18 protein-coding genes are annotated in these 25700 nt (G+C 69.5%); 8 read left to right on the top strand and 10 right to left on the bottom strand.

The annotated features are described in order from the left end of the window. Positions 1 to 525 precede the first annotated feature (525 nt). The 4 genes from OG266_RS07795 to OG266_RS07780 all read left to right on the top strand — a co-directional run bounded on the left by OG266_RS07795 (position 526) and on the right by OG266_RS07780 (position 6560). Complete coding sequence (locus OG266_RS07795; RefSeq protein WP_371544018.1) at positions 526 to 2064, top strand: subtype B tannase; 1539 nt, start codon at positions 526 to 528, stop codon at positions 2062 to 2064. A gap of 1052 nt (positions 2065 to 3116) precedes the next feature. Continuing rightward, on the top strand, positions 3117 to 3794 hold the full coding sequence (locus tag OG266_RS07790) for a response regulator transcription factor (protein ID WP_371544016.1): 678 nt from the start codon (positions 3117 to 3119) through the stop codon (positions 3792 to 3794). A gap of 55 nt (positions 3795 to 3849) precedes the next feature. Next, positions 3850 to 5013, top strand: a complete 1164-nt coding sequence (locus OG266_RS07785) for a sensor histidine kinase (RefSeq protein ID WP_371544015.1) — start codon at positions 3850 to 3852, stop codon at positions 5011 to 5013. Positions 5014 to 5213: 200 nt separating this feature from the next. Next, entirely contained in the window at positions 5214 to 6560 is a 1347-nt protein-coding gene (locus OG266_RS07780; RefSeq protein ID WP_371544014.1) for a hypothetical protein, read from the top strand. A 148-nt stretch (positions 6561 to 6708) separates the two neighbouring features. On the opposite strand, the gene OG266_RS07775 is transcribed toward OG266_RS07780, so the two are convergent. Beyond that, positions 6709 to 7071, bottom strand: a complete 363-nt coding sequence (locus OG266_RS07775) for a hypothetical protein (protein ID WP_371544012.1) — start codon at positions 7069 to 7071, stop codon at positions 6709 to 6711. A 323-nt stretch (positions 7072 to 7394) separates the two neighbouring features. On the opposite strand from OG266_RS07775, the gene OG266_RS07770 reads away from it, so the two are divergent. Together OG266_RS07770 and OG266_RS07765 are read left to right on the top strand one after the other, a co-directional pair. Then, the gene (locus OG266_RS07770) at positions 7395 to 8762 is read left to right on the top strand and encodes a hypothetical protein (RefSeq protein ID WP_371552684.1); all 1368 of its coding nucleotides are present in this window, start codon (positions 7395 to 7397) and stop codon (positions 8760 to 8762) included. A gap of 516 nt (positions 8763 to 9278) precedes the next feature. Further along, positions 9279 to 10058, top strand: coding sequence for a class I SAM-dependent methyltransferase (locus OG266_RS07765; RefSeq protein ID WP_371544010.1), 780 nt, complete (start codon positions 9279 to 9281; stop codon positions 10056 to 10058). A 249-nt stretch (positions 10059 to 10307) separates the two neighbouring features. Here the strand turns inward: OG266_RS07765 and OG266_RS07760 are convergent, their stop codons facing one another. After that, on the bottom strand, positions 10308 to 10886 hold the full coding sequence (locus tag OG266_RS07760; RefSeq protein ID WP_371544008.1) for a TetR/AcrR family transcriptional regulator: 579 nt from the start codon (positions 10884 to 10886) through the stop codon (positions 10308 to 10310). Positions 10887 to 11278: 392 nt separating this feature from the next. Here OG266_RS07760 and OG266_RS07755 point away from each other — a divergent pair, with 392 nt between their 5' ends. Beyond that, a complete protein-coding gene (locus OG266_RS07755) occupies positions 11279 to 12334 on the top strand; it encodes an NAD-dependent epimerase/dehydratase family protein (protein ID WP_371544006.1) in 1056 nt (351 codons plus the stop codon). A 175-nt stretch (positions 12335 to 12509) separates the two neighbouring features. Here the strand turns inward: OG266_RS07755 and OG266_RS07750 are convergent, their stop codons facing one another. Further along, a complete protein-coding gene (locus OG266_RS07750; RefSeq protein WP_371544005.1) occupies positions 12510 to 13145 on the bottom strand; it encodes a nuclear transport factor 2 family protein in 636 nt (211 codons plus the stop codon). A 274-nt stretch (positions 13146 to 13419) separates the two neighbouring features. Here OG266_RS07750 and OG266_RS07745 point away from each other — a divergent pair, with 274 nt between their 5' ends. Beyond that, positions 13420 to 14058: a TetR/AcrR family transcriptional regulator gene (locus tag OG266_RS07745; RefSeq protein ID WP_371544004.1), complete on the top strand. Its 639-nt coding sequence runs from the start codon at positions 13420 to 13422 to the stop codon at positions 14056 to 14058. 326 nt (positions 14059 to 14384) lie between these two features. On the opposite strand, the gene OG266_RS07740 is transcribed toward OG266_RS07745, so the two are convergent. The 7 genes from OG266_RS07740 to OG266_RS07710 all read right to left on the bottom strand — a co-directional run bounded on the left by OG266_RS07740 (position 14385) and on the right by OG266_RS07710 (position 25698). After that, positions 14385 to 16538, bottom strand: a complete 2154-nt coding sequence (locus OG266_RS07740) for a ThuA domain-containing protein (protein WP_371552682.1) — start codon at positions 16536 to 16538, stop codon at positions 14385 to 14387. Positions 16539 to 16552: 14 nt separating this feature from the next. Further along, positions 16553 to 19390 (bottom strand): carbohydrate-binding protein, encoded by a 2838-nt coding sequence (locus tag OG266_RS07735; RefSeq protein WP_371544002.1) that lies wholly within the window; start codon positions 19388 to 19390, stop codon positions 16553 to 16555. Between the two features lie 303 nt (positions 19391 to 19693). Beyond that, the gene (locus tag OG266_RS07730; protein WP_371544000.1) at positions 19694 to 20479 is read right to left on the bottom strand and encodes a GntR family transcriptional regulator; all 786 of its coding nucleotides are present in this window, start codon (positions 20477 to 20479) and stop codon (positions 19694 to 19696) included. Positions 20480 to 20511: 32 nt separating this feature from the next. Next, on the bottom strand, positions 20512 to 22005 hold the full coding sequence (locus tag OG266_RS07725; RefSeq protein ID WP_266473258.1) for a CoA-acylating methylmalonate-semialdehyde dehydrogenase: 1494 nt from the start codon (positions 22003 to 22005) through the stop codon (positions 20512 to 20514). Positions 22006 to 22031: 26 nt separating this feature from the next. Continuing rightward, on the bottom strand, positions 22032 to 23909 hold the full coding sequence (iolD, locus tag OG266_RS07720; RefSeq protein WP_371543997.1) for a 3D-(3,5/4)-trihydroxycyclohexane-1,2-dione acylhydrolase (decyclizing): 1878 nt from the start codon (positions 23907 to 23909) through the stop codon (positions 22032 to 22034). Further along, positions 23909 to 24805, bottom strand: coding sequence for a 5-deoxy-glucuronate isomerase (gene iolB / locus OG266_RS07715; protein WP_371543995.1), 897 nt, complete (start codon positions 24803 to 24805; stop codon positions 23909 to 23911). The genes iolD and iolB overlap by 1 nt, the downstream gene beginning before the upstream one ends. Positions 24806 to 24819: 14 nt before the next feature. Beyond that, positions 24820 to 25698, bottom strand: a complete 879-nt coding sequence (locus tag OG266_RS07710) for a deoxyribose-phosphate aldolase (protein WP_266473253.1) — start codon at positions 25696 to 25698, stop codon at positions 24820 to 24822. Positions 25699 to 25700 lie beyond the last annotated feature (2 nt).

The following is a 25700-nucleotide window of genomic DNA, read 5'->3' as shown; positions in this document are numbered from 1 at the left end:
GCGACAGGGCGCGTCCACACAGTTGACGCCGTTCACGGTACGCGCCACAACCGGCCGGGACACCCCACCCGTCGTACCGCACCGTCGTACGGCACCGCGGTCACCCCATCCGCGGCGACTCTTCGCGCACACGGATCCACCTGCGCCTTCGCGGTGTTCAAGGGATCCGGTCGACGGTTCGCCCTACGCCGACCCACGTACACCGCGGGGCACGATACGGCAGGCACCGTATGCGCGAGAGACGGCATTCAGGGGACGCGGGAACCGGTTTTCAGAAGGCAGTTTGAATCCATGGCTTCCCCCCACGCGACGAGACCATTGCGTCTCCTTCGGCCTCACCCAACCGTGCCGGGGAAACTGCGACGGAATTGCCCGATATCGACCCGGCGTGACGCTCTTTCTCAGGAAAAGCACAGCATCAGCTGCTTGTTCGTGTCAAGGAGTGTCGCCCGTTGTCCATGACGTCACACAAACCCGCACTCCGTGAAGGATGTTGATGTGAAGCGCCGAATTTTCCTTTCCGGCATGGCAGCCACCGCTGCAGTAACGACCGCCGCCATGTACTACGGCGGAACGCAGGGCGCGGAGGCTGCGACCGTAGGCACGCTGACGTTCCCCAAGGACTCCTACACAACGAAGGTCAAGACCGTCACGACGGCCGACGGTGCCACTAAGAGCATCACGTACCGGTTCTGGGAGAACATCGTCTACGTCGCCAATCCCGTGGACCCGACCTACCAGTGCCTCAACGTCGAGCAGCCGGTCGAGATCGACGGGCAGGCCGTCGACGCCTCCCACGCTCCGATCTTCTTCTCCATCCCGCTCGGCGGCTTCCTCTCCGGCACGCCCGCCGGCCGCACGAACCCCGGCGGCGGCTCCAGCCCGTCCCCGAGCGACAGTTCCTCGGCCGACCCCAGCGCCACCCCGACCGCGACGCCCACGACCAGGCCGCCGCTTCCCCCCGGGGCGGGCGACCAGGGTGACAATTCGGCGCTGGCCCTCGCGGCCGGCTACGTCGTGGTCACCTCGGGCGCGCGTGGACGGGAGAACGTCAAGGACGGCAAGTACTACGGCAAGGCTCCCGCCGCCCTCGTAGACCTGAAAGCCGCACTGCGGTACGTCCACAAGAACAGGGGCGTGCTGCCCGGCAACCCCAGCAAGATCATCACCAACGGCGGCAGCGCCGGCGGCAACTTCTCCTCGATGATGGGCGCTTCGGTAGGGAGCCCGCTGTTCGACTCCTACCTCCGGGAGATCGGCGCGGCCGAGGCGAGCGACGCGGTGTTCGCCTCCGCCGTCTTCTGCCCCATCATCGACCTCGGCAACGCCGACAAGGCCTACGAGTGGATGTTCAGCGCGGCCAAGCTGAACGGCGAGCTGGTTGACCAGACCGCCTCGAAGCAGCTCACCGCACAGTTCGCGGAGTACCAGGCGTCCCTCGGCCTCCATGGCGTGGGCCGGTTCGGCCGGGTGACGGCCGCCAACTACGACCGGTACCTGCTGGAGAACTACGTACAGCCGGCCGCGACCAGCCATCTGCGGGCCCTCTCCGAGGCCGACAGGACGACCTACCTGACCGCCAACCCCTTCATCAAGTGGGCGGGCGACAAGGCGTCTTTCTCCTGGGACGGATACATCGCGCACATCGCCCGGTCCCGTTCCGTGCCCGCCTTCGACGACAAGGCCTTGGCGCAGCCGGAGCCTGGCTATTTCGGCGACGAGACCCACAACTCCCGGCACTTCACCAACTTCGGTCTCCAGTACGCGACCGGCGACAAAACCGCCACGATTGATCGCGACATCCCTCACAAGGTCAAGCTGACCAACCCGATGACCTACCTGGAGGAGCGCAACCCGCGGCGGGCGAGGCATTGGTGGCTGCGGATCGGCACCAGCGACACCACGCACTCGCTGACCGCGATCACCAACCTCGCCCTCAAGACGCAGAACCTCGGCGACGACGTCAGCCTCAAGATGTACTGGGACGGCGGCCACGGCGCCAACGAGGACGCGGGCGACCTGATCAAGTGGATGGGCGAGATCACCGGCTACGACATCGGGTAGCACTACGGCGCAACCCGGTTGAACACATACGAAGGACACCCTTCCACCCCGGCCGGGCCGTGACAGAAAGCAGGCAGCACACGCCTGGGCGGGGCGCCGAACGGTGCCCCGCCCACTGGTCGTGAGGGAGCACAGACGATCAATTTCGTTCTCTGCCGATCCCAGAGACCTGCGGCTTGGAGGTCGTCTTCATCTTGAACACCCTGTCATTTCTTGAGGTGCGGTTCAGTCGCGAACCCGGTTGGGCGTGTGACGTCTCGGCTCTGGATGCTGCTGATGGCCTGTAGGAGGCCGGGGCCGACCTCCGCCCAGCCGATCAGGAGCAGTGGTCCCACGGCGTCGAATGCGGCTTGACCTGAATCTCCAGGTCAGCGCACAGGATGACCGATTGGGTTTTCGGTTCAAACTCCGACCTCGGACACATCTTTGCCCCACAGGCCCCGTTCTACGGGCAGGGGAAACCGGCACTCGCCTCCGGCACTCGGCCGGGCGCGGGTGCTTTGTCGTTCCGGCGGGTTCCTGGTCTCGCCTCTCCTTTCTGGGGTCGGTGGGCTGGGGATGTGGGCAGCCGATCCATCCCGTACTGGGCGGTGTCTACGAGGCTGACCGCTCGTTCAGAATCTTTCAGCGTCTGTTCAGTCGGCCTGGCGCACCGTGAATCCCTTGGCTCGGCCGCACACAGCGGTCGAGGGTTGCGGTGACCGGATGAGACGTAAAGGCGAAGGGGATCGGCGGGGGCCGTGCTCTCGGCCGCCCTCATCGGGAGTGGTACTGGCATTGCTGTAGCCATGAACAGTGGGGACGAGGGCGTCAGCCACGCCCAGCCGATCGCCGTGCCGGTCGGGGGCGGGGTGGGAGGCCGTGATGCTCCGCCGGATGTGAGAGGTCCGTTCACCTCTGTTTCTGGGATGGAGCGAGGAATGTGAAGCTGGAACTGTGTGACGTCAAGGGGCGCGCCGAACCCGAGCGGCGTACACCGTCCGGAGCTCGCGGCTCCGCCCGTACGACCGCTTCCGCTTGTCACCGCCACCCGCTTCCGTAGGGTGAGCCGTATGCGCGTGCTGGTCATCGAGGACGAGGAGCGGTTCGCAGCCGGGCTCAGGGATGGGCTGGAGGCCGAGGGCTTCGCCGTGGACGTCGCGCTCGACGGGGTCGACGGACTGTGGATGGCGCGCGAGAACGCGTACGACGCGATCGTCCTCGACATCATGCTGCCGCGCCTCAACGGCTACCGGGTCTGCCGGGCGCTGCGCGGTGAGGGCGACTGGACGCCGATCCTCATGCTCACCGCCAAGGAGGGCGAGTGGGACGAGGTCGAGGGCCTCGACACCGGCGCCGACGACTACCTCACCAAGCCCGTCTCGTACGCCGTGCTGCTCGCCCGGCTGCGGGCGCTGCTGCGGCGCGAGGCGCGCGAGCGGCCCGCCGTGCTCACGGTGGGCGACCTGCGGCTGGACCCGGCCGCACGCACGGTGACCCGGGCCGGGCGTCAGATCGAGGTCACGGCACGGGAGTTGGCCGTGTTGGAGTTCCTGATGCGGCGGGCGGGCGAGGCCATGAGCAAGCGGACGATCCTCGATCACGTGTGGGGCGACGACTTCGAGGGCGATCCGAACATCGTCGAGGTGTACGTGCGGCGGCTGCGCAACAAGATCGACCGTCCTTTCGGGCGGGACTCGCTGCGGACCCTGCGGGGGCACGGGTACCGGCTGGTGCCGGATGGCGGCTAAGCGACGGCGCCTGCGGGCCGTGCGTGTCCGGGCCACGGTGATCACCGTCCTGGCAGTGGCACTCGCACTGGTCGCAGGGGGCACCGTCCTGGTGCTGGGGCTGCGGGCCGAGCTGACCAACGACGTACGGGACGCCGCGCGCACCCGCGCCGGCGAGGTGGCCCAGGTCATCGAGGCGGGGCGCGGGGTGCCCGAAGTGACAGTGGCTGATCCCGACGAGGAGTTCCTGCAGGTGGTCGACCAGCGGGGGACGGTCGTCGCGGCGAGCTCGAACGTCGAGGGACTTCCGGCGCTGGCCCGGCTGCGTCCCGGCGGCAGCACCGAGGTCGACACCCCGATCGACGAGGACCCGTTCCTGGTAGTGGCGGTCGGGGCGCGGGACGGCGACCGGAGACTCACGGTCCTGGACGGCCGTACACCCGCCGGGGTCGCCGAGGCCACCTCCACGGTCACCCGGATGCTGCTCATCGGTCTGCCCGTGCTGCTGCTCCTGGCGGCCGCTGCGACCTGGGTGGCCGTGGGCCGGACATTGCGACGGGTCGCACAGGCCGAGGCGGCGCAACGGCGCTTCGTATCGGACGCCTCCCACGAACTGCGCTCACCCGTCGCCACGGTACGGCAGCACGCCGAGGTGGCCCTCGCCCACCCGGGGCGTGCGGACGCCGGGCGGCTGGCCGGGACGGTCCTGGACGAGGCCGTACGCATGCAGCGCCTCGTGGACGACCTCCTGTTCCTCGCCCGCGCCGACGAGGAGGCGATCCGGCTGCGGCGACGCCCCGTCGACCTGGACGACCTGGTCCTCGAGGAGGCCCGGCGGCTGCGGGAACGGCAGGACGGTCCGCGCGTCGACAGCGGCGGGGTCTCGGCCGGGCGGGTCCTGGGCGACGAGGACGCACTGCGCCGCGTGGTCCGAAACCTCGCCGAGAACGCCGCCCGTCACGCGCGCTCCCGGGTCGCCCTGACACTCGGCACCACCGTGGGCGTCGTACGGCTGGATGTGGACGACGACGGGCCCGGGGTGGCGGAGGGGGAGCGGGCCCGGATCTTCCAACGCTTCGTACGCCTGGACGAGGCCCGTGCGCGGGGGCAGGGTGGAGCCGGCCTGGGCCTGGCGATCGTTGCCGAGCTGGTGGCGGCGCACGGGGGGACGGTGAGGGTGGGGACGGCGCCGGGGCTGGGCGGGGCGAGGTTCACGGTGACATTGGCCAGCAATCCGTAGGCGGAGCGGGGCTGTGACACCGTGCGGCTCCGCCGCGTGGGCGCGACGGGTTGCATGGAACCCGCAGTTGCCGGCCGCCAAACGGAGCCCCACCCCGGATCGCTGAGAATGCGTTCAGGTGTGTTCAGCGTCCATTCAGCGCGTGCGCGGGACCCTCGGGGCAGGCCACACGCCCAAAGGAGCACGCCCAAGGAGGCGCCATGAACACCCATCGCCGCACACTGCTGACCGGAGCCTCCGTCACCGCCGCCGCGCTGCTGGCAGGCGCGTGTTCCGGGGGCGGTACGGCCGGCAAGACCGAGCCGAGCGCCTGCGTTCGCGTCGTCGACGAGACCACGGGCAGGGCCGGCTCGTCCTGCCTGCCCACGGCGCCCGAGAAGGACCGGGTCGACCTCACCGAGCCGCGCTTCACCCACTCGACCCGGATCACCAACCCGCTCCACCCCACCAGCGAGGTCACGCAGACCATCATGGGCGGACAGGTGGACGGCAAACCCTTCCGCACCGAGGTCAGCCTGCTGCCCGGCACGAAGACCATCGAGGTGAACGGCAAGCCGGTCCAGGCCAGGATCAGCCAGTACGCAGCCTTCTCCGACGGCCGGATCAATGAGGTCGCCCTCGACTGGTACGCACAGGCCGACGACGGTTCCGTCTGGTACCTCGGCGAGAACGTCTTCAACTACGAAAACGGCGTCGTCGCCGACACCGACGGCACATGGCAGGCGGGCCACGACAACGCACCGGCCGCGATGATCATGCCGGCGGTCCCGAAGAAGGGCGACGTCTACCGTCCGGAGAACCTGCCGGAGATCGTCTTCGAGGAGGTCACCGTCCAGGTCGTGGGCCAGATCGTCGACGGACCTTACGGCAGGGCCAAGGGCGCGATGACCGTCCGTGAGCTGCACATGGACGGCTCGACCGAGGAGAAGGTGTTCGCGCCGGGGTACGGGGAGTTCTCGACCGGTAAGAAGGGCGGCGACTTGGAGGCGGTGTCGCTCGCCGTGCCCACTGACGCGAAGCCGGGCCCGCTGCCTGCCCAGCTGGCCGCCCTGGATCGCACGGTCGTTGAGGCCCACGAGTCGCCAGGGGCCGCCACCGTCCGCGAGGTCCGCGCCGCGTGGGACGCATACCGTGTCTCCGACGCCGTACCGGACCTGTTGGAGCGGCAGATGGAGCGTGACCTCACCGCCCTGGAGAAGGCCGGGGACGGTGAGCAGGCGGCGGGCCCTGCCCTGCGCGTCGCCCAGAACGTGACGGACCTGCGGCTCCGCTACGAGCCTGTGCCGATGGTCGACCTGGACCGACTCGCCCTCTGGTCACGCCAGTTGAGGATCGACGCGAAGGCCGGGAACGAGGGCGCCGCGGCGGGCGACGTCACAGGCCTGGAGCTCGTGTGGGAGCGGGTGCGGCACGAGGCTCAGGATCCCGCGTCGGTGGACACGGACCTGAGGAAGCTCCGCGTGGCGGCCGATGGCAAGGACACGGCGGAGATGCAGAGCCTTGCACCCGAACTCGCTCAGCGCATCGAGGAGTTGAAGGGTTCGTAGCCGCTTGCAGGAGGAGCGTTCGGCTGCGACGGGATCCGGGTGCTGACGAGGGTGCAGCCGGGGTGCCTGGTACGGCTGGTTGTGCGGCCGCTGCTGCGAGTGGGGCCACCGGCCGGAAGCCCGCTCCGGCCGGTGGCCCCAAGGTGGATCAGCCGGACTGTTCCGGACGTCGGAACAGTGACCGGATGATGGAGCCTCTACGGCGCCGTTTGTGCCATTCGCTGCGGATGTCGAAGATCTCCTTCTCCAGTGCCGCGTCCTGCGATTCGTCGGCCCAGTCAACCGCCATCTCCTCGACAAGACGAGGTGTGTCCCCCTCTGTTGCCCAGAAGTCGTCGGCTGCGAGCTCGTCGACCTTTCCGGCTCTCGGGTCTTCACTGATGTAGAAGGCCCATAAGTCATTGATCTCCGCGGCGAGGAGCAGATAGGACCCTGCGTACTCGCCTGCGGTGATACGGCCGATCCTGCCGTCCTGCGGCCAGGACGAGCGGTCAATCAGTATCGGCTCCACCGCGAGATCCTTACGTGGTTGATGTGGAAGTCGAAGTAGTTGCGGTGGTCCTTCGCGGGCACCCCTCCGACGGCACCACGGCCGGTCCACATTCGGCCCGTGGGACGGCGCAGTGCTGTGCGAACACTATGAACATAATGATCAAGAACGTGGTTCCTCGGCCGCAGCCTCCTTAGCATCACGACTCGCGGCGCAACGGTGCGCCCGCGAGGACAGGGAGCCGCACCTTGGACAGGTCCAGAACGCTCGCACGTATCCCCAACTGGTTCCGGTCCGGTAAGCAGCGCCGGGTGGGGCTGGCAGCCTGCCTTGCGGGGGTGGTCATCGGCGCACTCACGAGCACACCTTCGGCTCACGCGGATGCGGGCGGGCCGGTATCCACCGCATGCCCGTCAAGCCTGGCGGAAAAGGCAACGTGCTACACCGGCCAGGACGCCAACGGGGCCTACTACGCGATCGCCATCCCCAAGACATGGAACGGTTCGCTCGTCGTGCACGCCCACGGCGGTCCCGACCTCGGTGAAGGCTCTGATCCCGGCCGCAGCGTCGACGATCTGGACCGCTGGTCGGTCATGGTGGACGAGGGCTACGCCTGGGCCGGCTCGTCCTATCGTCGCGGTGGCTACGGCACCCGGATGGCGGCCGCCGACACCGAGAACCTGCGCCGCCTGTTCGTCGAGGAGTTCGGCAAGCCGAAGCGGACCTACGTGCACGGCCAGTCCTGGGGCGGGAACGTCGCCGCCAAGGTCGTGGAGACCTACGGGAAGAAGAACGGCCCGTACGACGGAGCCCTGCTCACCAACGGCGTCCTCGGCGGCGGCTCACGCGGCTACGACTACCGGGTCGACCTGCGCGTGGTCTACCAGTACTACTGCCAGAACCACCCGCGTCCCAGCGAGCCTCAGTACCCGCTGTGGCAAGGGCTGCGCGCCGACTCGACCATGACGGCCGCCGGGCTCCGCGCCCGCCTGCAGGAATGCACGGGATTTGCTTCCGCCCCACAGGAGCGGACCGTGCTGCAGCAGCGGAACCTCGACGACATCCTCGCCGTCACAAAGATCCCCGAGCGCACCCTGGAGTCGCACCTGCGGTTCGCGACCTTCACCTTCCGCGACATCGTGCACAACCGGCTGGGCGACCGCAATCCGTTCAGCAACCAGGGTGTGCGGTACTCCGGTTCACATGACGACAAGGCGCTCAACGCCGGCGTAGAGCGGTTCTCCGCCGACCCGACCGCCGTACGGGACCTGTCCTACGACAGCGACCTCACCGGCAAGGTCTCCATCCCGGTCCTCACCCTCCACGCCATCGACGACCCAACGGCATTCGTCGAACACGAGGCGGCCTACCGAGCCGCCCTCCAAGGCGCGCACCGGGAAAGGCACTTGGTGCAGACGTTCACCGGAGAGAGCGAGCACAGCGGGCTGAGCAACTCCGAGTACGCCAACTCCATCTCCGCCCTGAACACGTGGGTGCGCACCGGAAAGAAGCCGACGCCCCGGTCGATCGCGGCATCCTGCGCGGCGTTCGACCGCACATACGGCACCGGCTGCTTCTACGATCCGGGCTTCCACCCGGGCTCGTACGCCTCACGGGTCAACGCACGGCCGGGCGGGCTCGTCTGGCCGGCCATGACCGCGGCCCAGGAGAAAAACTGGAGCCGCATCGACGGCGTCGGAATTGCTCCCTGAGGGTCTCTGCCCCACTACGAGAGGCGGCGAATGGCGCCGCGCCAACTGGGGAGAAGACGGCGGCCCCCAGGCGGCGGCGCCCCGCAGGGGGCCGGACAGCGTCTGGGCGGGATGCTCGGACCGTGCGGGGGCCGCGCCTGTGGGGAAGGCTGTAAGGCGAGGGGGGGCTGGCGAGCGTCGCCTCGGCCTCCGCCTCCCCGTTCAGCTCGACGATCCGCACCCGCGCAGCTGCCTCCAGAGCCTTCGGCAAGCCCATGACCGGCGCCACCGACCACCTCCGTGTTTCCCGGACCCAGGCGACGGTCCAACTCCTCCTCGACGCCGCGGAGTTCATGCCTGACCGGGGGAAGTGGAGAGACAGCAGGTACTCAGAGCGGCGACGCTGTCGGGCACGGTCCAGCAGGTCCTTGTGGTCTCCGCCCATGCAACACACCCTTTAGCAGCGCTATCGGGTGGCCGCCGCCGACGTGGTGAGGAGGGCTGGTCGACCGTCAACAGCGCCGATAGCGTATCCGTATGGATCAGGACGAACGGCTCCTCGACGCTTCGTCGTTCGGCGCAGCGGCAGTCGAATACGCCGAGCATCGTCCGGACTACGCGCAGGCTGCGGTGCGTTGGGCGCTGGAGCCCGCGCCCGGCCCGCGCGTGCTCGACCTCGGCGCTGGAACCGGCAAGCTAACCGCCACACTGGTCGCGCTGGGTTCCGAAGTCATCGCGGTCGAGCCCGACCCGGCGATGCTGGCCGAACTGTGCCGCTCGCTGCCGGCTGTGCGTGCCCTGCCGGGTAGCGCCGAGGAGATACCGCTGCCGGACTCGTCCGTTGATGCCGTGCTGGCCGGCAACGCCATGCATTGGTTCGACATGGCCGTCGCGGGACCCGAGATCGCCAGGGTCCTCGCCCCCGGGGGGATCCTGGCCGGACTGTGGAACGTCATGGACGACGGGGTTGAGTGGGTTGCCGGGCTCGCGCGGGTCAGCGGGAGCGCGGCCATCGGCCCGCGTGACACGCCCACCAGTTGGCGCGCCGAGACGGCGGACATGCACCTTCCAAAGACTGGCGTGGCTGCCCGGTTCGGCTCGCCGGAGCAGGCCGAGTTCGCGCACGGGCAGCGCCGCACCGCCGACTCCCTCGTCGCGACCATCGCAACGCGCGCGGGGGTACTGGTCATGCCAGAACAGGAACAAGAAGCCACACTGGGCCGGATCCGCGCTTTCCTCGCGAGCAGACCTGAGACCGCCGGCGGCGCGTTCACTCTCCCGATGCTGACCGGCGTACTGCGCGTCCGACTGCTGTGAAGCATCACGTCGGCAACAGCTAGACCCGGTCGGTACGACCCCGCCAACCGCTCCGGCAACTGCACGATGTGCATCGGCGCAGGCATCGGAGCCGTCCTCAGCGGCGGCGTCCACGCCCTCACCCACCAGGAGGACTTCGACTGGGGCGACTTCGCCGCCGCCACGCGACCACCCGGACGCGCCCGGCTTGGACGAGGACGACAACCGCAGTGAGGATCCCTGGACTTCACCGATCCTCACCCCTGCCGCTCAGGGCCGGACGCGGATTCCCTCGTAAAGGAGGTCGAGCACCCGGCTCACCTGATCGTGGTCCTCGAGCACAGGCGCGACCATGGCGATACCGCTGAGGGCCACCACCACATCGTCCGCTTCGATCTCGGGACGCGTGGCCCCCGCCGCCGCGGTTGCCGCCAGCAGCGTGCCGACGGCTTCGTCGACCAGCCCGCGGCTCTGTGCGAACGGGTCCCTGCCCGCGGCCACGACGGCTTCGAGCGCCTCCGTCAGGCCGATCTTGGTGGCCCAGTAGTCGACGAACCGGTCCATCCAGATCCGCAGGGCGTCTTGGGGTGGCACCTGCTCCAGCAGTTCTACGGCCCCGGCGCAGACGGCATCCAGTTCCGAGCGGTAGGCCGCCTCGATGAGGTCTTCGCGGGCCGGGAAGTGGCGGTAGACGGTGCCGACACCGACGCCGGCCTGTTTGGCGATCTCGGTGAAGGGGACGTCGGGACCCCGCTCGACGAACAGGCGCAGTGCCGCCTCGAGGATGCGGGCGCGATTGCGCTGCCCGTCCGCGCGCGGTCTGCGCTGAGTCGTCTCGGTTCCGGTCACAGTCACCCCTAGGAAGCGGAATCTATTCCATTTGCATGCTAACTCCCAGGCGGACGGGCGTGGGCCAGGGCCGCAGGTCGGGCGGCCGGGAGTCGGCTCCCGCGGTGCGGGGTGTGCCCTGCCCGCGCCCGGACTTCCATTCGCGGCCCTGTCGAGTCCCGCTTGCATCCGGAACGCATTCCGGTTAACTTGGTCTTACCGGAACGTATTCCGGATAACGATATGGCCCCGCGACAGCCTCCCGGGCACCCCGTGGCTGTTCGCCGTGGTGCGCCGACTGTCCACCGGCGCGGAGTCGGACCTCGAAAACAACCTTCTGGCGCCCGACGGGCAAAGGCTGAACCAGCAGCCCTTCGGCGCGGGCACCACTCCACTGTGAAGGACTGAGCGCAATGAACACAGAAGACCTCTCATTCCCCGAAGACGAGAAGGTGCTGGTCACCGGCGGCAGCGGTTTCGTCGGCTCCCACACGGTCGTCCGCCTGTTGCGCGAGGGTCATCGCATCCGGGCGGCGGTCCGGGGGCCCGCGCAGGAGGCTCAAGTGCTGGAGGCGCTCCGGCAGGCCGGAGTCGATCGGTCGGACCTGCTGGAGTTCGCGGTCGCGGACCTCAGCGCCGACGATGGCTGGGCGCAGGCCATGGACGGGATCGCGCACGTCCTGCACCACGCGTCGCCCTTCCCGCCCACTCCTCCCGAGACGGAGGACGAGGTCATCCTCCCCGCCCGCGACGGCGCACTGCGGGTGATCGCCGCCGCCCGCGACGCCGGGATCCCTCGGGTCGTGATGACGTCCTCCTTCGCCGCGGTCGGGTACACCCTGACGCCCGACAACCACTACACGGAGGAGAACTGGACCGACCCGGACACCCCCGGGCTGCCCGCCTACCACAAGTCGAAGGTGCTGGCCGAGACTGCGGCGTGGGACTACGTCAAGACCAACGGGGGCATTGAGCTGGCGGTCGTCAATCCCACGGGCATCTTCGGCCCCCAGCTCGTGGACCGGCCCTCGGGCTCCATCGGACTGGTCAAGGCCCTCATGGCCGGCGCGCTGTCCGTGGTGCCGGTCTGGAACTTCGGCGTCGTCGACGTGCGTGACGTCGTGGACCTGCATCTGCGCGCGATGCTGCACCCGAAGGCGGCGGGCGAGCGATTCCTCGCCAACAGTGGATCATCGAGCCTGTTCAAGATCGCGAACATCCTTCGCGAGCAATTCCCCGCCGCGGCCGACCGGCTGCCCGCGACGGAACTGACCATCGAGCAGGTACGCGAGGGTGCGAAGACCGAGCCCGCGCTGAAGGACGCCGCCGTTCTGGAGGGCCGGATCCCCAACATCAGCCACGAGAAGGCCAGTTCCGTCCTTGGCTGGGAGCCCCTGGACGTCAGGGACACCATCGTGGCAACCGCGGAGGCCCTGATCGAGCTGGGCGCGGTCACCTTGCCGGAGTAGGGCAGCGAATGCTCGTAGCCACAGGATGAACCTGTGGGTCTGTACTGGCTTGCGGTGTTGTCCGGCAACGGTGTGCCGGCAGTCAGGCTCGGTCGCGTGATGCGCGGCCCGGCCCGTAGCGGTCGGCGGGTGATGCGCGGCCCGTAGCGCCGGGCGTCACCCGCCGGGGAACAGCTCAGGGCTTGTTGACCGCCGAGGCCCAGTCGAAGTTCACGCCCATGTCGGAGTACATCTTCGAGTACCCGACGAAGCAGTTGAACTTCTCGACCTTGCCGTTGCGCAGGTACCAGAAGTCGGCGGTCGGTACGTCGACCTTCGCGCCGGTCGGCTTGACGGTGCCTGCGGGTGACTGGAGCGGTCCCTCGAACGTGCCCTGGATCGACAGCTCGATGCTGACCACGTCGCCGTTCACGGTGATGCGCTTGAGTTCACGGTGAACATCGGGGAAGAGGTTGGCCATGTAGGTCGGAACGCCCCCGAGCGCCTCGCCCTGATAGGACTGGCCGGCGACCACGTCGTTGAAGACGCCGTCCTTGGTGAAGCTGTTGACGAAGGCGTTGACGTCCAGGCTGTCGCCCTCGGCCACGTGGTACGCGCGCAGGACGACCGCGAGATTGGCCCTCTCGTGCTTGGTCAGGTGGCGGTCCGTGAGCGGCAGCTTCGACAGCGCGCCAGGACTCAGGTCCGCGCGGTCCGCCGCGCTGCCGGCGACGGGGCCTGCGGACTGTGTCGGGGCAGCGGCGATGGAAAGACCACCCAGGATCGCTATCGCGGCCGTGGCGGTGATCGTCTTCCGGCTGAGCAACTTCATGGCGTGTTCCTCCAGATTGATTCTCGGGATCCGAGATCCGTCGCCGGTCTCCCCCCCGTTCTTGACAAATCAAACGCTCGCTTTAATTTATGGACGGCGATGGCGACCTGTCAAGCAGATGTTTGAGTTGTTTGGTCGCGCGGCCCGCGTCGCCGCGAGGGTGACCGCGTGGACGCGGAGCGGCTGGGTGCTGGTCCGGTTCCGCTCGAGTTTCGCCTCGATCCGCGAGGCGACTGTTTGACAATGAACTCAAGCATCTGCTTGAGTTCATGCTGTGACCCGGGAGGAAAAGACGGACCTGCGCCGAGAGGCCGGTCAGCGCACGCGGGACGGCCTGCAGACGGCCGCCCTGGAGCTGCTCGCGCAACGAGGCCAGGAGGGCGTGACACTCCGCGAGATCACAGCTCGCGCCGGAGCCAACGTCGCCGCGGTGAGTTACCACTTCGGGTCGCTGAAAGCGCTGTGCGACTCGGCGATCGAGCACGCGTTGGAACGGTATCTGGACGCGCAGATCCTGGCACTCGGTTCGCTTGGCTCCACTTCCACACTCCACGAGGTGGCAGCAGCCTTCGCCAGGCCGATGGTGCGCGCACTGGCGGCCGGTGGACAGGACCTGGCCGTGATGCGGACTGTGGCGCGCGTCAGCATCGATCCGCCCCAAGGGTGGGAGCGGCTGACCGGCAAGTTCGACCAGAGTCGCCGGGAGGCCCTCCGGGTGCTGACGACGAACCTTCCCGGAGTCGACGAGCAGGAACTGATCTTCCGTACGCGATGCGCAGCCGGCCTGCTGAACTGGCTCGCGCTGGCCCCCATCGGCGCCGAGCTGGCCGCCCTGTCCGCCGAGCAGATCGAGCGGCAGCTGGTCTCCGTGGTGGCTGGGGCGTTCCGCGGGGACGCCGCCGTCGGCCGCTGACCAAGCCAGAAGCCGCCCGATCCGAACAACTCGACCGGGGGACTCGGCGCAGCAGCAGGGTCCCCGGCTGTGCCGAGAGGGTTCGGTCGAGTACGCGGCAGGTGGCGCCGACCGCTGCGACCTGCCTTCACGAAGAGGGAGGAGGCGACCATCCGCCCGATCACGGCGAGGAACGGCTCAGCCATCGGCGGCCACAGCGGGCCGCCGAACACGATGGTGCCGGCGTCGAACAGGATGGCCGCCACGCATGTCGAAGGACGCCCGATCCCGTGCTGTGCCGGGGTCGGGCGCCCTTCTCCGAACGCCTCTGTCGGAGGCGTTCCGTCTCAGTCGCGCAGCGTCGTCCGGAAGAGGCCGACCCAGTACGCGGTGCGGTCCAGGTAGGCCGTCTGTGCCGCCTCACCGGTCAGGCCGTAGGCGCCTTCGTACGTCAGATAGCCGTGGCCCGCGGGCGGGGTGGAGTCGGCCGGTTCGATCGAACTCCCTTCGTGCCATTCGTTGAAGGACGTGACCGACACCCAGGTGGGCGAGCCGCCGATCGCGGGGTCGAGGGCGTTGTTCCACTGCCTGTCGTAGGCCGCGCCGCCGGCCCGGTCGACGGTGGGTGTCGTGTTGCCCGGCACCGCACGGTCGTCGAGGTAGCCGGGGGCGACGGACGGGGCCCAGATCAGGTTGTTGGCGCGGGCGTAGTCGCCCGCCTGCTTCCAGCCGGGAGCGGTGGCGCCCGCGATTCCGTCGTAGGTGTACAGGCCGGAGAAGTGCGCGATCTTGGTGGTGTCGGTGGTCTGCGCGAGCACGATGCTGGTGCCGGTCACCTGGTCGAGGGCCGCCCAGTCGGTGATCTTCAGGCTCTCGAAGACGTAGAACGCGCCCTTTTCGGCGTGTTCGGCGTCCCGGTAGAAGGCCGGATGGCCCCCGTAGGTGCTGTTGATGTACTGGATGTCGGCGACGGTCGAGGCGGCGGTGCGGCCGGTGTACGGCTCCAGGTGCCAGGCGACCTTGACGCCTTCCTTCTGCGCCGCGTCGAGCACACCCCGGGCGAGCTGGTCCTCGTAACCGCCCTGGCCCCACCAGCTGTAGACGATGACTCCGGCGCCGGACCGGGCGACCCACTTCATGTGCTGGGCGACGGCGCCCGCGTAGTCGGCGGAGTCGTAGGCGCCCAGCGCCGGGTAGAGGTCGGCGCCGATGTCATCGGGCGGTGTGCGGCCGCCTTGCTGCCAGTGCCGCCAACTGCCGTTGACCGCCGGGCTGCCGTACCAGGGGTAGTAGAAGAGGTGCACGTTCGGGGACAGGTCGCTGGAGGCGGGAGGCTCGGTGCCGAGGGTGAAGGTGTCGATGTCGAACAGGGATCCGCTCCCGCCGGTGAATCTCAGGAACAGCGGGCCGGAGGCGGTGGCGGTCAGTGTTGTCGAGACCGTCGTGAAGGTCTCCCAGCCGCCGGTCACCGGTACCGTCACCGAGCCGAGCAGGGTGCCGGTGGCCGAGCCGGAGCGGATCTCGATGGTGCCGCCCGCGCCCGCCGAGGAGACCTTGGCGGCGAAGGACGTGGCGCCCGCGGTGGAGACGGAGGCGTATCCGGCCCAGTCGCCGTTGTCGATGTAGCCGAGGGTCTGGCCACCGCTGGCCGGGGTGTGGCCCGCGGCCTGTACGCCGGAGCCCGACGTGAAGGACTCGCCCTCGACCGGTCCGGTACTGGCCGCCGGAGAGCAGTCGGCCGAGACCTGACCGGCCGCGTAGCGCACGGCGCCGAGCAGCAGGGAACGGAAGGCCGGGTCGCTGTAGGACTCGATCGTGTGGCCGAGGCCGGTGTAGAAGGAGCGGCCCGTGCCCTGGCCGTGGCACCAGGTGATGGGGTGGTCGGCGCCCATCTCGCCGCCGGTGTAGGTCGTTTCGTCCAGGGTCTGCAGGACGCGGACGCCTGCGCGTGGATTCGTGCGGTAGTTGTACAACTCGTCGGTGCGTGTCCAGGTGGCGCCCAGGTGCGCGGTCGCCGGATGGGTGCGGTCCTCGTTCTTGACCGTGGCCTGTTGGATCGCGGGGTGGCTCTGGAAGTAGGCGCCGACGAGCTGGCCGTAGTAGGGCCAGTCGTACTCGGTGTCGGCGGCCGCGTGCACCCCGAAGTAGCCGCCGCCGGAGTCGACGTACGTCTGGAAGGCGGTCTGCTGGGAGGCGTTGAGGACGTCGCCGGTGGTGTTGAGGAAGACCACCGCCTCGTAGCCGGACAGGTTGGCGGTGGTGAAGGCGGCGGCGTCCTCGGTGGCGGTGACGGTGAAGTCGTTCTGCTGGCCCAGGGTTTGCAGGGCGGTGATGCCGGCCGGGATCGCGTCGTGCCGGAAGCCGGCGGTCTTGGAGAACACGAGGACGTCGAAGGCTGCTGCCTGCCGGTCGGGGGCTGCCTCGGCCTGGCCGAAGGGGGTCAGCAGTGCGCAGGTCAGTGCCATGGCGAGGATGGCCGGGCCGCGGCGCAGTCGCCGCATCAGGGTGGTCATGGTCAGCGCCCCTTCAGCGCCGAGGCGCCGAGTGTGAAGGTGTCGATGTCGAAGAGGTATCCGCCGCCTCCGGTGAAGGTGAGGAACAGCGGACCCGACCCGGTGCCGTTGAGCGTGGTGGTCACGGAGCTGAAGGTCTCCCAGCCGCCGGTCACGGGTACCGTCACCGAGCCCAGCAGGGCGCCGGTGGCAGAGCCGGAGCGGACCTGGATGGTGCCGCCCGCGCCCGCCGAGGAGACCTTGGCGGCGAAGGACGTGGCGCCCGCGGTGGGCACGGACGCGTATCCGGCCCAGTCGCCGTTCTCGATGTAGCCGAGCGTCTGTCCGCCACTGGCCGGCGCGTGTGCGGCGGACTGCACGCCGGACGCGGAGCTGTATGACTCGCCCTCCCACGTCGTGTTGGTGGGAGTACTGCCGCTGAAGGTGAACGCGTCGACGTCGAAGAGGTTGCCCTGGCCGGTGGGACCGTGGAAGACGAGGAACAACTCGGTGCTGCCGGACGGGACCGCGGACAGCGAGGTCGAGACGTCCGTGTACGTGTCCCAGCCGCCGGTCACCGGCACGGTCACGCTGCCGAGCAGTGTCCCGGTCGTGGACCCGGCGCGGATCTCCACGGTGCCGCCGGTCCCGCCGGAGGCGACGCGGGCGGAGAAGCGGTTGGCCCCGGTGAGTGCGTACGGCTCGAAGGAGATCCAGTCGCCGTCGTCGGTGAAGCCGACCGTGTTGCCGCCCTCGGCCGCGCCGTGCCCGGCGATCTGGATGCCCGACTGGGCGGAGAAGTGCTCCGCCTGGCGATGGCGGGGTTGCAGGGTGTGCGCGGAGTGGGTGGTCAGACCGCCGGAGTCGGTGTACTCCGCGTCGAAGACGCCGTACAGGTTGGCGGCGCTGTCGTGTTCGCCGTCGGCGGGGACGGTGAGGGTGCCGCCGCAGCCGGTGGTGGAGGTGATGGCGTGGGTGTGGCTGTCGTGGCCGAGGAGATAGGTGAGCTTCACCTTGGAGCAGTCGATCGTGCCGTCCTCGGGGTCGGCGGCCTGGATGGTGAAGGGGACGCTGTCACCGAAGGAGAACAGCTGCCCGTCCAGGGGCTGTTGCAGCGTGACGCTCGGGGCGGTGTTGCCGGCGGTCACCACCAGGCTGGCGGTGCCGGTGAGACCCTCGGGATCCTTGACGGTGAGGGTGGGGTGGTAGGTGCCCGCGGCGGTGTACGTGTGACCGGGGTTGGCCTGGGTGGACGTCGAGCCGTCGCCGAAGTCCCAGGAGTAGGTGAGCTGTTGGCCCTCGGGGTCGGAGCTGCCCTGCGAGGAGAACTGCACGGTCAGCGGCAGCCCGCCGGAGGTCTTGTCGGCGGACGCCTGGGCGACCGGGTTGCGGTTGCTGCCCGCGATGTACTCGATGCGGTACAGGCCTTGGTTGTCGCTCCCGCTCCCGTAGTCCAGGACGTACAGCGCGCCGTCGGGTCCGAAGTCGGTGTCGATGACCTGGGTGCCGTCCCAGGGAACGTCCTCGATCGTGCCGTACGAACCGTCGCTCTTGACCTCGATCGCCTTGATCCACTGGCGTCCGAACTCGGCGGCGAAGTACCGGCCGTCGAGGGACTGCGGGAACTTGACCGATGAGTTGAGATTCGGGTCGTAGCGGTAGACCTCGCCGCCCATCGGGGACTCGGAGCCGCCGCCGAACTCCGGAGGCGAGCCGTCGAGACCGTACTTGATCCAACTCGGCTTCGCCGGGAGCAGCGTGGACTGCCCGGTGTTGCGGAAGGAGTTGTTGGCCGGACCGCCCGCGCAGTCGTACTTGGCGCCGGAGGGGCCGCTGGGGAAGGTGTACTCGTTGTACGTCTCGCCGGTGGTGTTGGTGCCGGTGCAGTACGGCCAGCCGAAGTTGCCGGGTGCGGTGACGCGGTCGAACTCGACCTGGCCGCCGGGGCCGCGGTTCGCGTCGGTGGCGCCCGCGTCGGGGCCGTAGTCGCCGAGGTAGACGACTCCGGTGGCGCGGTCGACGGACATCCGGAACGGGTTGCGGAAGCCCATCGCGTAGATCTCGGGGCGGGTGTTCGCGGTGCCCGGTGCGAAGAGGTTGCCGGCCGGGACGGTGTAGCCTCCGGCGGCGGTCGGCTTGATACGGAGCAGCTTGCCGCGCAGGTCGTTGGTGTTGCCGGAGCTGCGCTGCGCGTCGAACTGCGGGTTGCGGTCGGTGCGTTCGTCGAGCGGCGCGTAGCCGGAGGAGTCGAACGGGTTGGTGTCGTCGCCCGTGGTCAGATAGAGGTTCCCGGCCGCGTCGAAGTCGATGTCGCCACCGACGTGGCAGCACTGGCCGCGATCGTTGGCGACTTCCAGAACGACCTTCTCGCTGGCCGTGTCGAGGGTGCCGTCGGTCTTCAGCGTGAACCGCGACAGGTTCAGGTGCCCCTTCCAGGGCTCGAAGTCGGCGGCGGTTCCGGTGGCCGGGGCGTCGCCCGCCGGGGTGTTGAGCGCGGGCGAGTAGTACACGTAGACGTACCGGTTGGAGGCGAATCCGGGGTCGGCCGCGATGCCCTGCAGACCCTCCTCGTCATGCGTGTAGACGTTCAGCTTGGCGGCCTGCTTGGTGTTGCCCGCGGCGTCGGTGTAGCGGATCGTGCCGTCGCGCGCGGTGTGCAGGACCGACCGGTCGGGCAGCACGGTCAGTGACATCGGCTCGCCCATCTCGGCTGCTCCCGAGGCGAGTTGGACCTGCTGGTAGTCGGCCGGCGGCAGATCCGCCGGTAACGCGGTGGCCGCGGGCGCCGCCGTGGCGGCTCCGGCCAGGATGAGCGCGAGCGCAGTGAGCATTCTCAGCCCTGCGCGAGGGCGCCGAGACATGGGGGGCTTCCTTCCTGACGGTGCGGGTTGTCAGGCAAAGGCGCGCGCCGGCCGCGCTTGCCGCGTGCATCAGCGGTACTCGGATGCGAAGTGGAGGTCGCGAGCAGTAATTGCATGCTGCACATCAGTATTTGCAGCCATCTGCAGATGTTTTGCATGCTCGCGAAGCGCGCGGAATTTGTCAAGGGCCTGTCAAAATCGATGCCCGTCGAATCCCCGTCCGGAATGTCCGCCTTTCGGACTTACGGGGCTGGAGTGCCGGGCTGCGGAGCGGCGCAGCCTCGACGTCCCCCCGACGGGGACTCAGGGCCTGACCAGCAACTGGAAGTCGAAGGCGTATCGGGACGCACGGTAGATGTGCGTCCCGTACTCGACCGCGCGGCCCGTGTCGTCGTACGCCGTGCGCTGCATGGTGAGCAGCGCCGTCCCCTCGTTCTCGTCGAGGCGGGCGGCCTCCTCGGCGGTGGCCGAGCGGGCGCCGATGGTCTGGCGGGCACTGTGCAGGGTGATGCCGGCGGTGCGCATCATCCGGTACAGGCCGGTCGACTCCAGCTGGGTGGTGTCGAGTTCGAGCAGATTCGCGGGCAGGTAGTTGCAGAGGAAGGCCACCGGCTGGCCGTGCGTGCAGCGCAGCCGCTCCAGGAGCGTGACCTCGCTGCCCTCCGCGACGCCGAGGGCGGCCGCGACATCGGGGGTCGCGGGCACGCCCTCGTTGCGCACCACCTGCGTGGTGGGGCCCTGCCCGGCCGACTCCAGGTCGTCGTAGAGACTGCTGAGCTCCAGCGGCCGCTTGACCTGACTGTGCACCACTTGCGTACCGACCCCGCGCCGGCGCACCAACAGGCCCTTCTCGACGAGCGACTGGATCGCCTGACGGACCGTGGGCCGGGACAGGCCGAGCCGCACGGACAGGTCGACCTCGTTGCCCAGGAGGTTCCCCGGGGCGAGCGACCCGTGCTCTATCGCCGCCTCCAGTTGCTGCGCGAGCTGGTAGTACAACGGCACCGGACTGCTGCGGTTCAGCGCGAAGTTCAGGGCGTCGAGCGCGGAGACGGACACGGCGCGAGAGCGGTCACGGGTCGAGGCCACGGGGGCACCTCCTCTCGGATCGTCGACAGGGGTCAGGAGTGGCTGGGGAAGCCGAGGTTGATACCGGCGTCCGACGGGTCCGGCCAGCGCGTGGTGATCACCTTGCCCTGGGTGTAGAAGGCGACGCCGTCGTTGCCGTACACATGCAGGTCGCCGAAGAGGGAGTCCTTCCAGCCACCGAAGGAGTGGTAGCCGACGGGGACCGGGATCGGCACGTTCACGCCGACCATGCCCGCCTTGACCTCCATCTGGAAGCGACGGGCCGCGCCGCCGTCCCGGGTGAAGATCGCCGTTCCGTTGCCCCAACGGGAGTCGTTGATCAGCTTGATGGCCTCGTCGTACGACTCCGCGCGGACGACGACAAGGACCGGGCCGAAGATCTCGTCGCGGTAGGCGTCCGCGGTCAGCGGCACCTTGTCGAGCAGGGAGACGCCGAGGAAGAAGCCGTCCTCGTGGCCGTCGACCGAGAAGCCGGTGCCGTCGACCACGACCTGCGCGCCCTGCTCGGCAGCCGAAGCGACGTACGAGGCGACCTTGTCGCGGTGCTCGCGCGTGATCAGCGGGCCCATCTCGGAGGCCGGGTCGTTGCCGGGGCCGATGCGCAGCTTCCCGGCGCGCTCGGCGATCTTGGCGACCAGCTCGTCGCCGGTGTCACCGACCGCGACCACGACGGAGACGGCCATGCAGCGCTCGCCCGCCGAGCCGTACGCCGCGTTGATCGCCTGGTCGGCGGCGAAGTCCAGGTCCGCGTCCGGCAGCACGAGCATGTGGTTCTTGGCGCCGCCCAGGGCCTGTACGCGCTTGCCGTGCTCAACTGCCTTGAGCTGGATGTACTTGGCGATCGGCGTCGAGCCGACGAAGGAGACGGCCTCGATGTCCGGGTGCTCCAGGAGGCGGTCGACGGCCACCTTGTCGCCCTGTACGACATTCAGCACACCGTTGGGCAGACCCGCCTCGGTGGCCAGTTCGGCGAGGCGGAAGGACGCCGACGGGTCCTTCTCGCTGGGCTTGAGGATGAAGGTGTTGCCGCACGCGACGGCGAGCGGGAACATCCACATCGGCACCATGGCCGGGAAGTTGAACGGCGTGATGCCCGCGACAACGCCGAGCGGCTGGCGGATCGAGGCCACATCGACACGGGTCGACACCTGCGTGGACAGCTCGCCCTTCAGCTGGACGCTGATCCCGCAGGCCAGCTCGACGATCTCCATGCCGCGCGCGACCTCGCCGAGCGCGTCCGAGTGCACCTTGCCGTGCTCGGCGGTGATCAGCTCGGCGATCTCGTCGCGGTGCGCGTCCAGCAGCTCGCGGTACTTGAAGAGGATCGCCGTGCGCTTGGCGAGGGAGGCCGTGCCCCAGCTCTCGAACGCGGCCTTGGCGGAGGCCACGGCGGCGTCCACGTCCTCGACGGTGGCGAAGGCGGCCTGCTTCTCCTGCGCGCCGGTGGCCGGGTTGTATACGGGTCCGAAGCGGCCGGACGTGCCTTCGACGGGCTTGCCGTCGATCCAGTGCGTGATGGTCTTCATGGTGCGGGCCTTCCTGGAGGGGGAGTTCAGAGGTGCCGGCGGCGGTCGGCCACTTGGCGGTCGTAGGTCTCGCGGGCGGTCGTCGCGGCCTCGCGGGACGCCACCTCGGCCACCGGGACGTCCCACCAGGCCTCGGCCGGGGGAGCGGTCGGGGTGACGGTGTCGGTCTCGACGTAGACACAGGTCGGCCGGTCGGAGGCGCGGGCCGTGGCAAGCGCCTCGCGCAGTTCGCGCACGGTCTTGGCGCGCAGGACGTCCATGCCCAGGCTGGCCGCGTTGGCGGCGAGGTCGACCGGCAGGGGGGCACCGGAGAAGGTGCCGTCGGCGGCCCGGTAGCGGTAGGCGGTGCCGAAGCGCTCGCCGCCGACCGACTCGGAGAGGCCGCCGATGGAGGCGTAGCCGTGGTTCTGGATCAGCACCAGGTTGACGGGCAGGCCCTCCTGGACGGCGGTGACGATCTCGGTCGGCATCATCAGGTAGGTGCCGTCGCCGACCAGCGACCAGACAGGTGTGTTCGGGGCGGCCTGCTGGACGCCGATGCCGGCCGGGATCTCGTAGCCCATGCAGGAGTAGCCGTACTCCAGGTGGTACTGGCGACGGCTGCGCGCCCGCCACAGCTTGTGCAGGTCGCCCGGGAGCGAACCGGCCGCGTTGATCACCACGTCCTCGTCGCCCACGACCGCGTCGAGGGCGCCGAGCAGCTGGGTCTGGGTCGGTACGGCGTTCTCGTCGTCGGCGGTGAAAGCGGCGTCGACAACCTGCTCCCAACGCTCCTTGCCGGTGCGGTACTCGGCCTCGTAAACCGAGTTCACACGGTGGCCGGTCAGCGCCTCCGTCAACGCTGTGAGCCCCGCCCTCGCGTCGCAGACGAGCGGACGCGCCGACAGCTTGTGGGCGTCGAACGCGGCGATGTTGAGGTTGACGAACCGGGCGTCCGGGTTCTGGAAGAGGGTGTTGGACGCGGTGGTGAAGTCCGTGTAGCGGGTGCCGACGCCGATGACCAGGTCCGCGGTGCGCGCGATGTCGTCGCTGACGGCCGTACCGGTGTGGCCGATACCGCCCAGATCCGCCGGATCGTCGTACCGCAGTGAGCCCTTGCCCGCCTGGGTCGACGCGACGGGGATGCCGGTGGCGTCCACCAGGGCCTTCAGCGCCTCCTCGGCACGGCTGTGGTGGATCCCGCCGCCCGCGACGATCAGCGGGCGCTCGGCGGCCCGGATCGCCGCCACCGCCTCCGCCAGCTCGAACGGGTCGGCCGCGGGACGCCGTACGTGCCACACGCGGTCGGCGAAGAACTCCTCCGGCCAGTCGTACGCCTCGGCCTGAACGTCCTGCGGCAGCGCGAGAGTCACGGCTCCGGTCTCGACCGGGTCGGCGAGCACGCGCATGGCGTTCAGGGCGGACGGGATCAGGGCCTCGGGGCGCGTGATCCGGTCGTAGTAGCGGGACACCGGGCGCAGCGTGTCGTTGACCGACAGGTCCGCCTCGACCGGGTGCTCCAGCTGCTGGAGGAGCGGGTCGGCGGCGCGCGTGGCGAAGTAGTCGCCGGGCAGCAGGAGCACCGGCAGCCGGTTGACCGTGGCAAGCGCGGCCCCCGTGACGAGGTTGGTGGCGCCCGGTCCGATGGACGTGGTGACCGCCTGCGCGGACAGCCGGTCGAGCTGGCGGGCGTAGCCGACCGCCGCGTGCACCATGGCCTGCTCGTTGCGGCCCTGGTGGAACGGCATCGCCTCCTCGCCTGCTTCCAGGAGCGCCTGGCCGATGCCCGCCACATTGCCGTGGCCGAAGATGCCCCAGGTACCGGCGATCAGCCGGTGCCGCACGCCGTCGCGCTCGCTGTACTGCGCCGACAGGAAGCGCACCAGGGCCTGGGCGACGGTCAGACGGCGGGTGGGGGTGCTCATCAGGACTTCTCCGGTGCCGTGTAGAGGGGGAGGCGGGGGTCGACGGGCTGCTCGGGCCAGGTGTCGCGGACCCAGGCGTGATCGGGGTGGTCGCAGATCAGCCAGGAGCGTTCGTCCTCGGGACCCGCCATGACGTTGAGGTAGTACATGTGGTGGCCCGGCACGGCCATCGAGGGCCCGTGCCAGCCGTCGGGGATCAACACGACGTCGCCGCCGCGCACTTCGGCCAGGACATCGGTGTTACGGCCCTGCCCGGACGGGGAGACGCGCTGGTAGCCGAGGCCGGGTGTGCCCTCGTGGTCGGCGAACTCGAAGTAGTAGATCTCCTCGAGGACGGACTCCTCGCCGGGCCGGTGCTCGTCGTGCTTGTGCGGCGGGAAGGACGACCAGTTGCCGCCCGGGGTGATCACCTCGACGGCGATGAGCTTGTCGCACTCGAAGACCCCTGCCGCGCCGAAGTTGTTGACCTGGCGGGAGCTGTTGCCGGTGCCGCGCAGCTCCACCGGCACCGACGAGGCCGGGCCGTAGCGGGCGGGCAGCCGGCGGGTGCAGCGCGCGCCGGTGAGGGCGAAGCGTCCGCCGCCGGTCGACGAGATCGTCGTACGGGAATCCCGTGGGACGTACGCGAAGTCGCTGACGCCGGTGAACACGCTGTCGCGGCCCTGTAGTTGGAAGGTCTCGTGACCGAGGTCGTCGTCGGCGGCGACGGTGCAGGCGCCGCTCAGCGGCAGCACGATCCACTCGCTGTCGGCCGTGTCGAAGGTGTGCCCGCCGCCGGGCGGCAGCTCCAGGATCCGCAGGCTGGAGTAGCCCCAGACGGCGGACTCGGGGGTGACGTCCACGACGTAGGGGCCGCCCAGGGCCTTGCCGGCGGGAAGGTGATACGCACTGGTCATCGTGTGCCTCCGGTTCACAACAGACCCACGGCCGTGTCCACCGCCGTCGCCACGCTGCCCTCGGCGGGGTACAGCAGGGAGCGGCCGACGACCAGGCCCTGGACGGTGGGCAGGCGCAGCGCCTTGCGCCACTTCTCGTACGCGCCCTCCTGGTCGTCCCCGACCTCGCCGCCGAGGAGGACGGTGGGCAGAGTCGACGTCTCCAGTACCTCGGCCATGTCGTCCGGGTCGTGGGTGACGGGGAGTTTCAGCCAGGTGTAGGCGGAGGTGCCGCCCAGTCCCGAGGAGATGGCGATGGAGCGGATCACGGCCTCGGCGGACAGGTCGTTGCGGACCGCGCCGTCGACCCGGCGGGAGATGAACGGTTCGACGAACAGCGGGAGTTGGCGTGCCGCCATGTCGTCGATGGCCCGGGCGGTGGACTCCAGGGTGGTCAGCGAGCCCGGGTCGTCGTAGTCGATACGGAGCAGCAGCTTGCCCGCGTCGAAGCGGAGCCGGGCGATGTCCTCGGCGCGGTGGCCGGTGAACCGGTCGTCCATCTCGAAGGACGCGCCGGCCAGGCCGCCACGGTTCATCGAGCCCATCACGACCTTGCCGTCGAGGACCCCGAGCAGGAGAAGATCCTCCAGGATGTCGGCGGTCGCCAGCACCCCGTCGACGCCCGGCCGGGACAGCGCGATGCACAGGCGCTCCAGCAGGTCGGCCCGGTTCGCCATGGCGGTGCGGCGGTCGCCGACGCCGAGGGCGCCGCGCGCCGGATGGTCGGCGGCCACGATCATCAGCCGGCCGCTGTCACCGAGCAGCGGGCGGCGCACCCGGCGGGCGGCCGCCTCGGCGACGGCCTCCGGATGCCGGGCTCTGACCGTGACCAGGTCGGGGATGCTGATGCTCAAGA

Source organism: Streptomyces sp. NBC_00554 (assembly GCF_041431135.1).
Taxonomy (GTDB): domain Bacteria; phylum Actinomycetota; class Actinomycetes; order Streptomycetales; family Streptomycetaceae; genus Streptomyces.
Note: the sequence above shows the minus strand (reverse complement) of the source record. Positions and strands in the feature narration are given on the sequence as shown.

Bases quoted from the DNA above. Each gene is read 5' to 3' on its own strand.
- OG266_RS07780 (WP_371544014.1), top strand. From the start codon at position 5,214: ATGAACACCCATCGCCGCACACTGCTGACCGGAGCCTCCGTCACCGCC.
- OG266_RS07740 (WP_371552682.1), bottom strand. From the start codon at position 16,538: ATGCGGCGACTGCGCCGCGGCCCGGCCATCCTCGCCATGGCACTGACC.
- OG266_RS07725 (WP_266473258.1), bottom strand. From the start codon at position 22,005: ATGAAGACCATCACGCACTGGATCGACGGCAAGCCCGTCGAAGGCACG.
- iolB (WP_371543995.1), bottom strand. From the start codon at position 24,805: ATGACCAGTGCGTATCACCTTCCCGCCGGCAAGGCCCTGGGCGGCCCC.
- OG266_RS07735 (WP_371544002.1), bottom strand. From the start codon at position 19,390: ATGTCTCGGCGCCCTCGCGCAGGGCTGAGAATGCTCACTGCGCTCGCG.
- iolD (WP_371543997.1), bottom strand. From the start codon at position 23,909: ATGAGCACCCCCACCCGCCGTCTGACCGTCGCCCAGGCCCTGGTGCGC.
- OG266_RS07790 (WP_371544016.1), top strand. From the start codon at position 3,117: ATGCGCGTGCTGGTCATCGAGGACGAGGAGCGGTTCGCAGCCGGGCTC.
- OG266_RS07750 (WP_371544005.1), bottom strand. From the start codon at position 13,145: ATGAAGTTGCTCAGCCGGAAGACGATCACCGCCACGGCCGCGATAGCG.
- OG266_RS07795 (WP_371544018.1), top strand. From the start codon at position 526: ATGGCAGCCACCGCTGCAGTAACGACCGCCGCCATGTACTACGGCGGA.
- OG266_RS07765 (WP_371544010.1), top strand. From the start codon at position 9,279: ATGGATCAGGACGAACGGCTCCTCGACGCTTCGTCGTTCGGCGCAGCG.
- OG266_RS07755 (WP_371544006.1), top strand. From the start codon at position 11,279: ATGAACACAGAAGACCTCTCATTCCCCGAAGACGAGAAGGTGCTGGTC.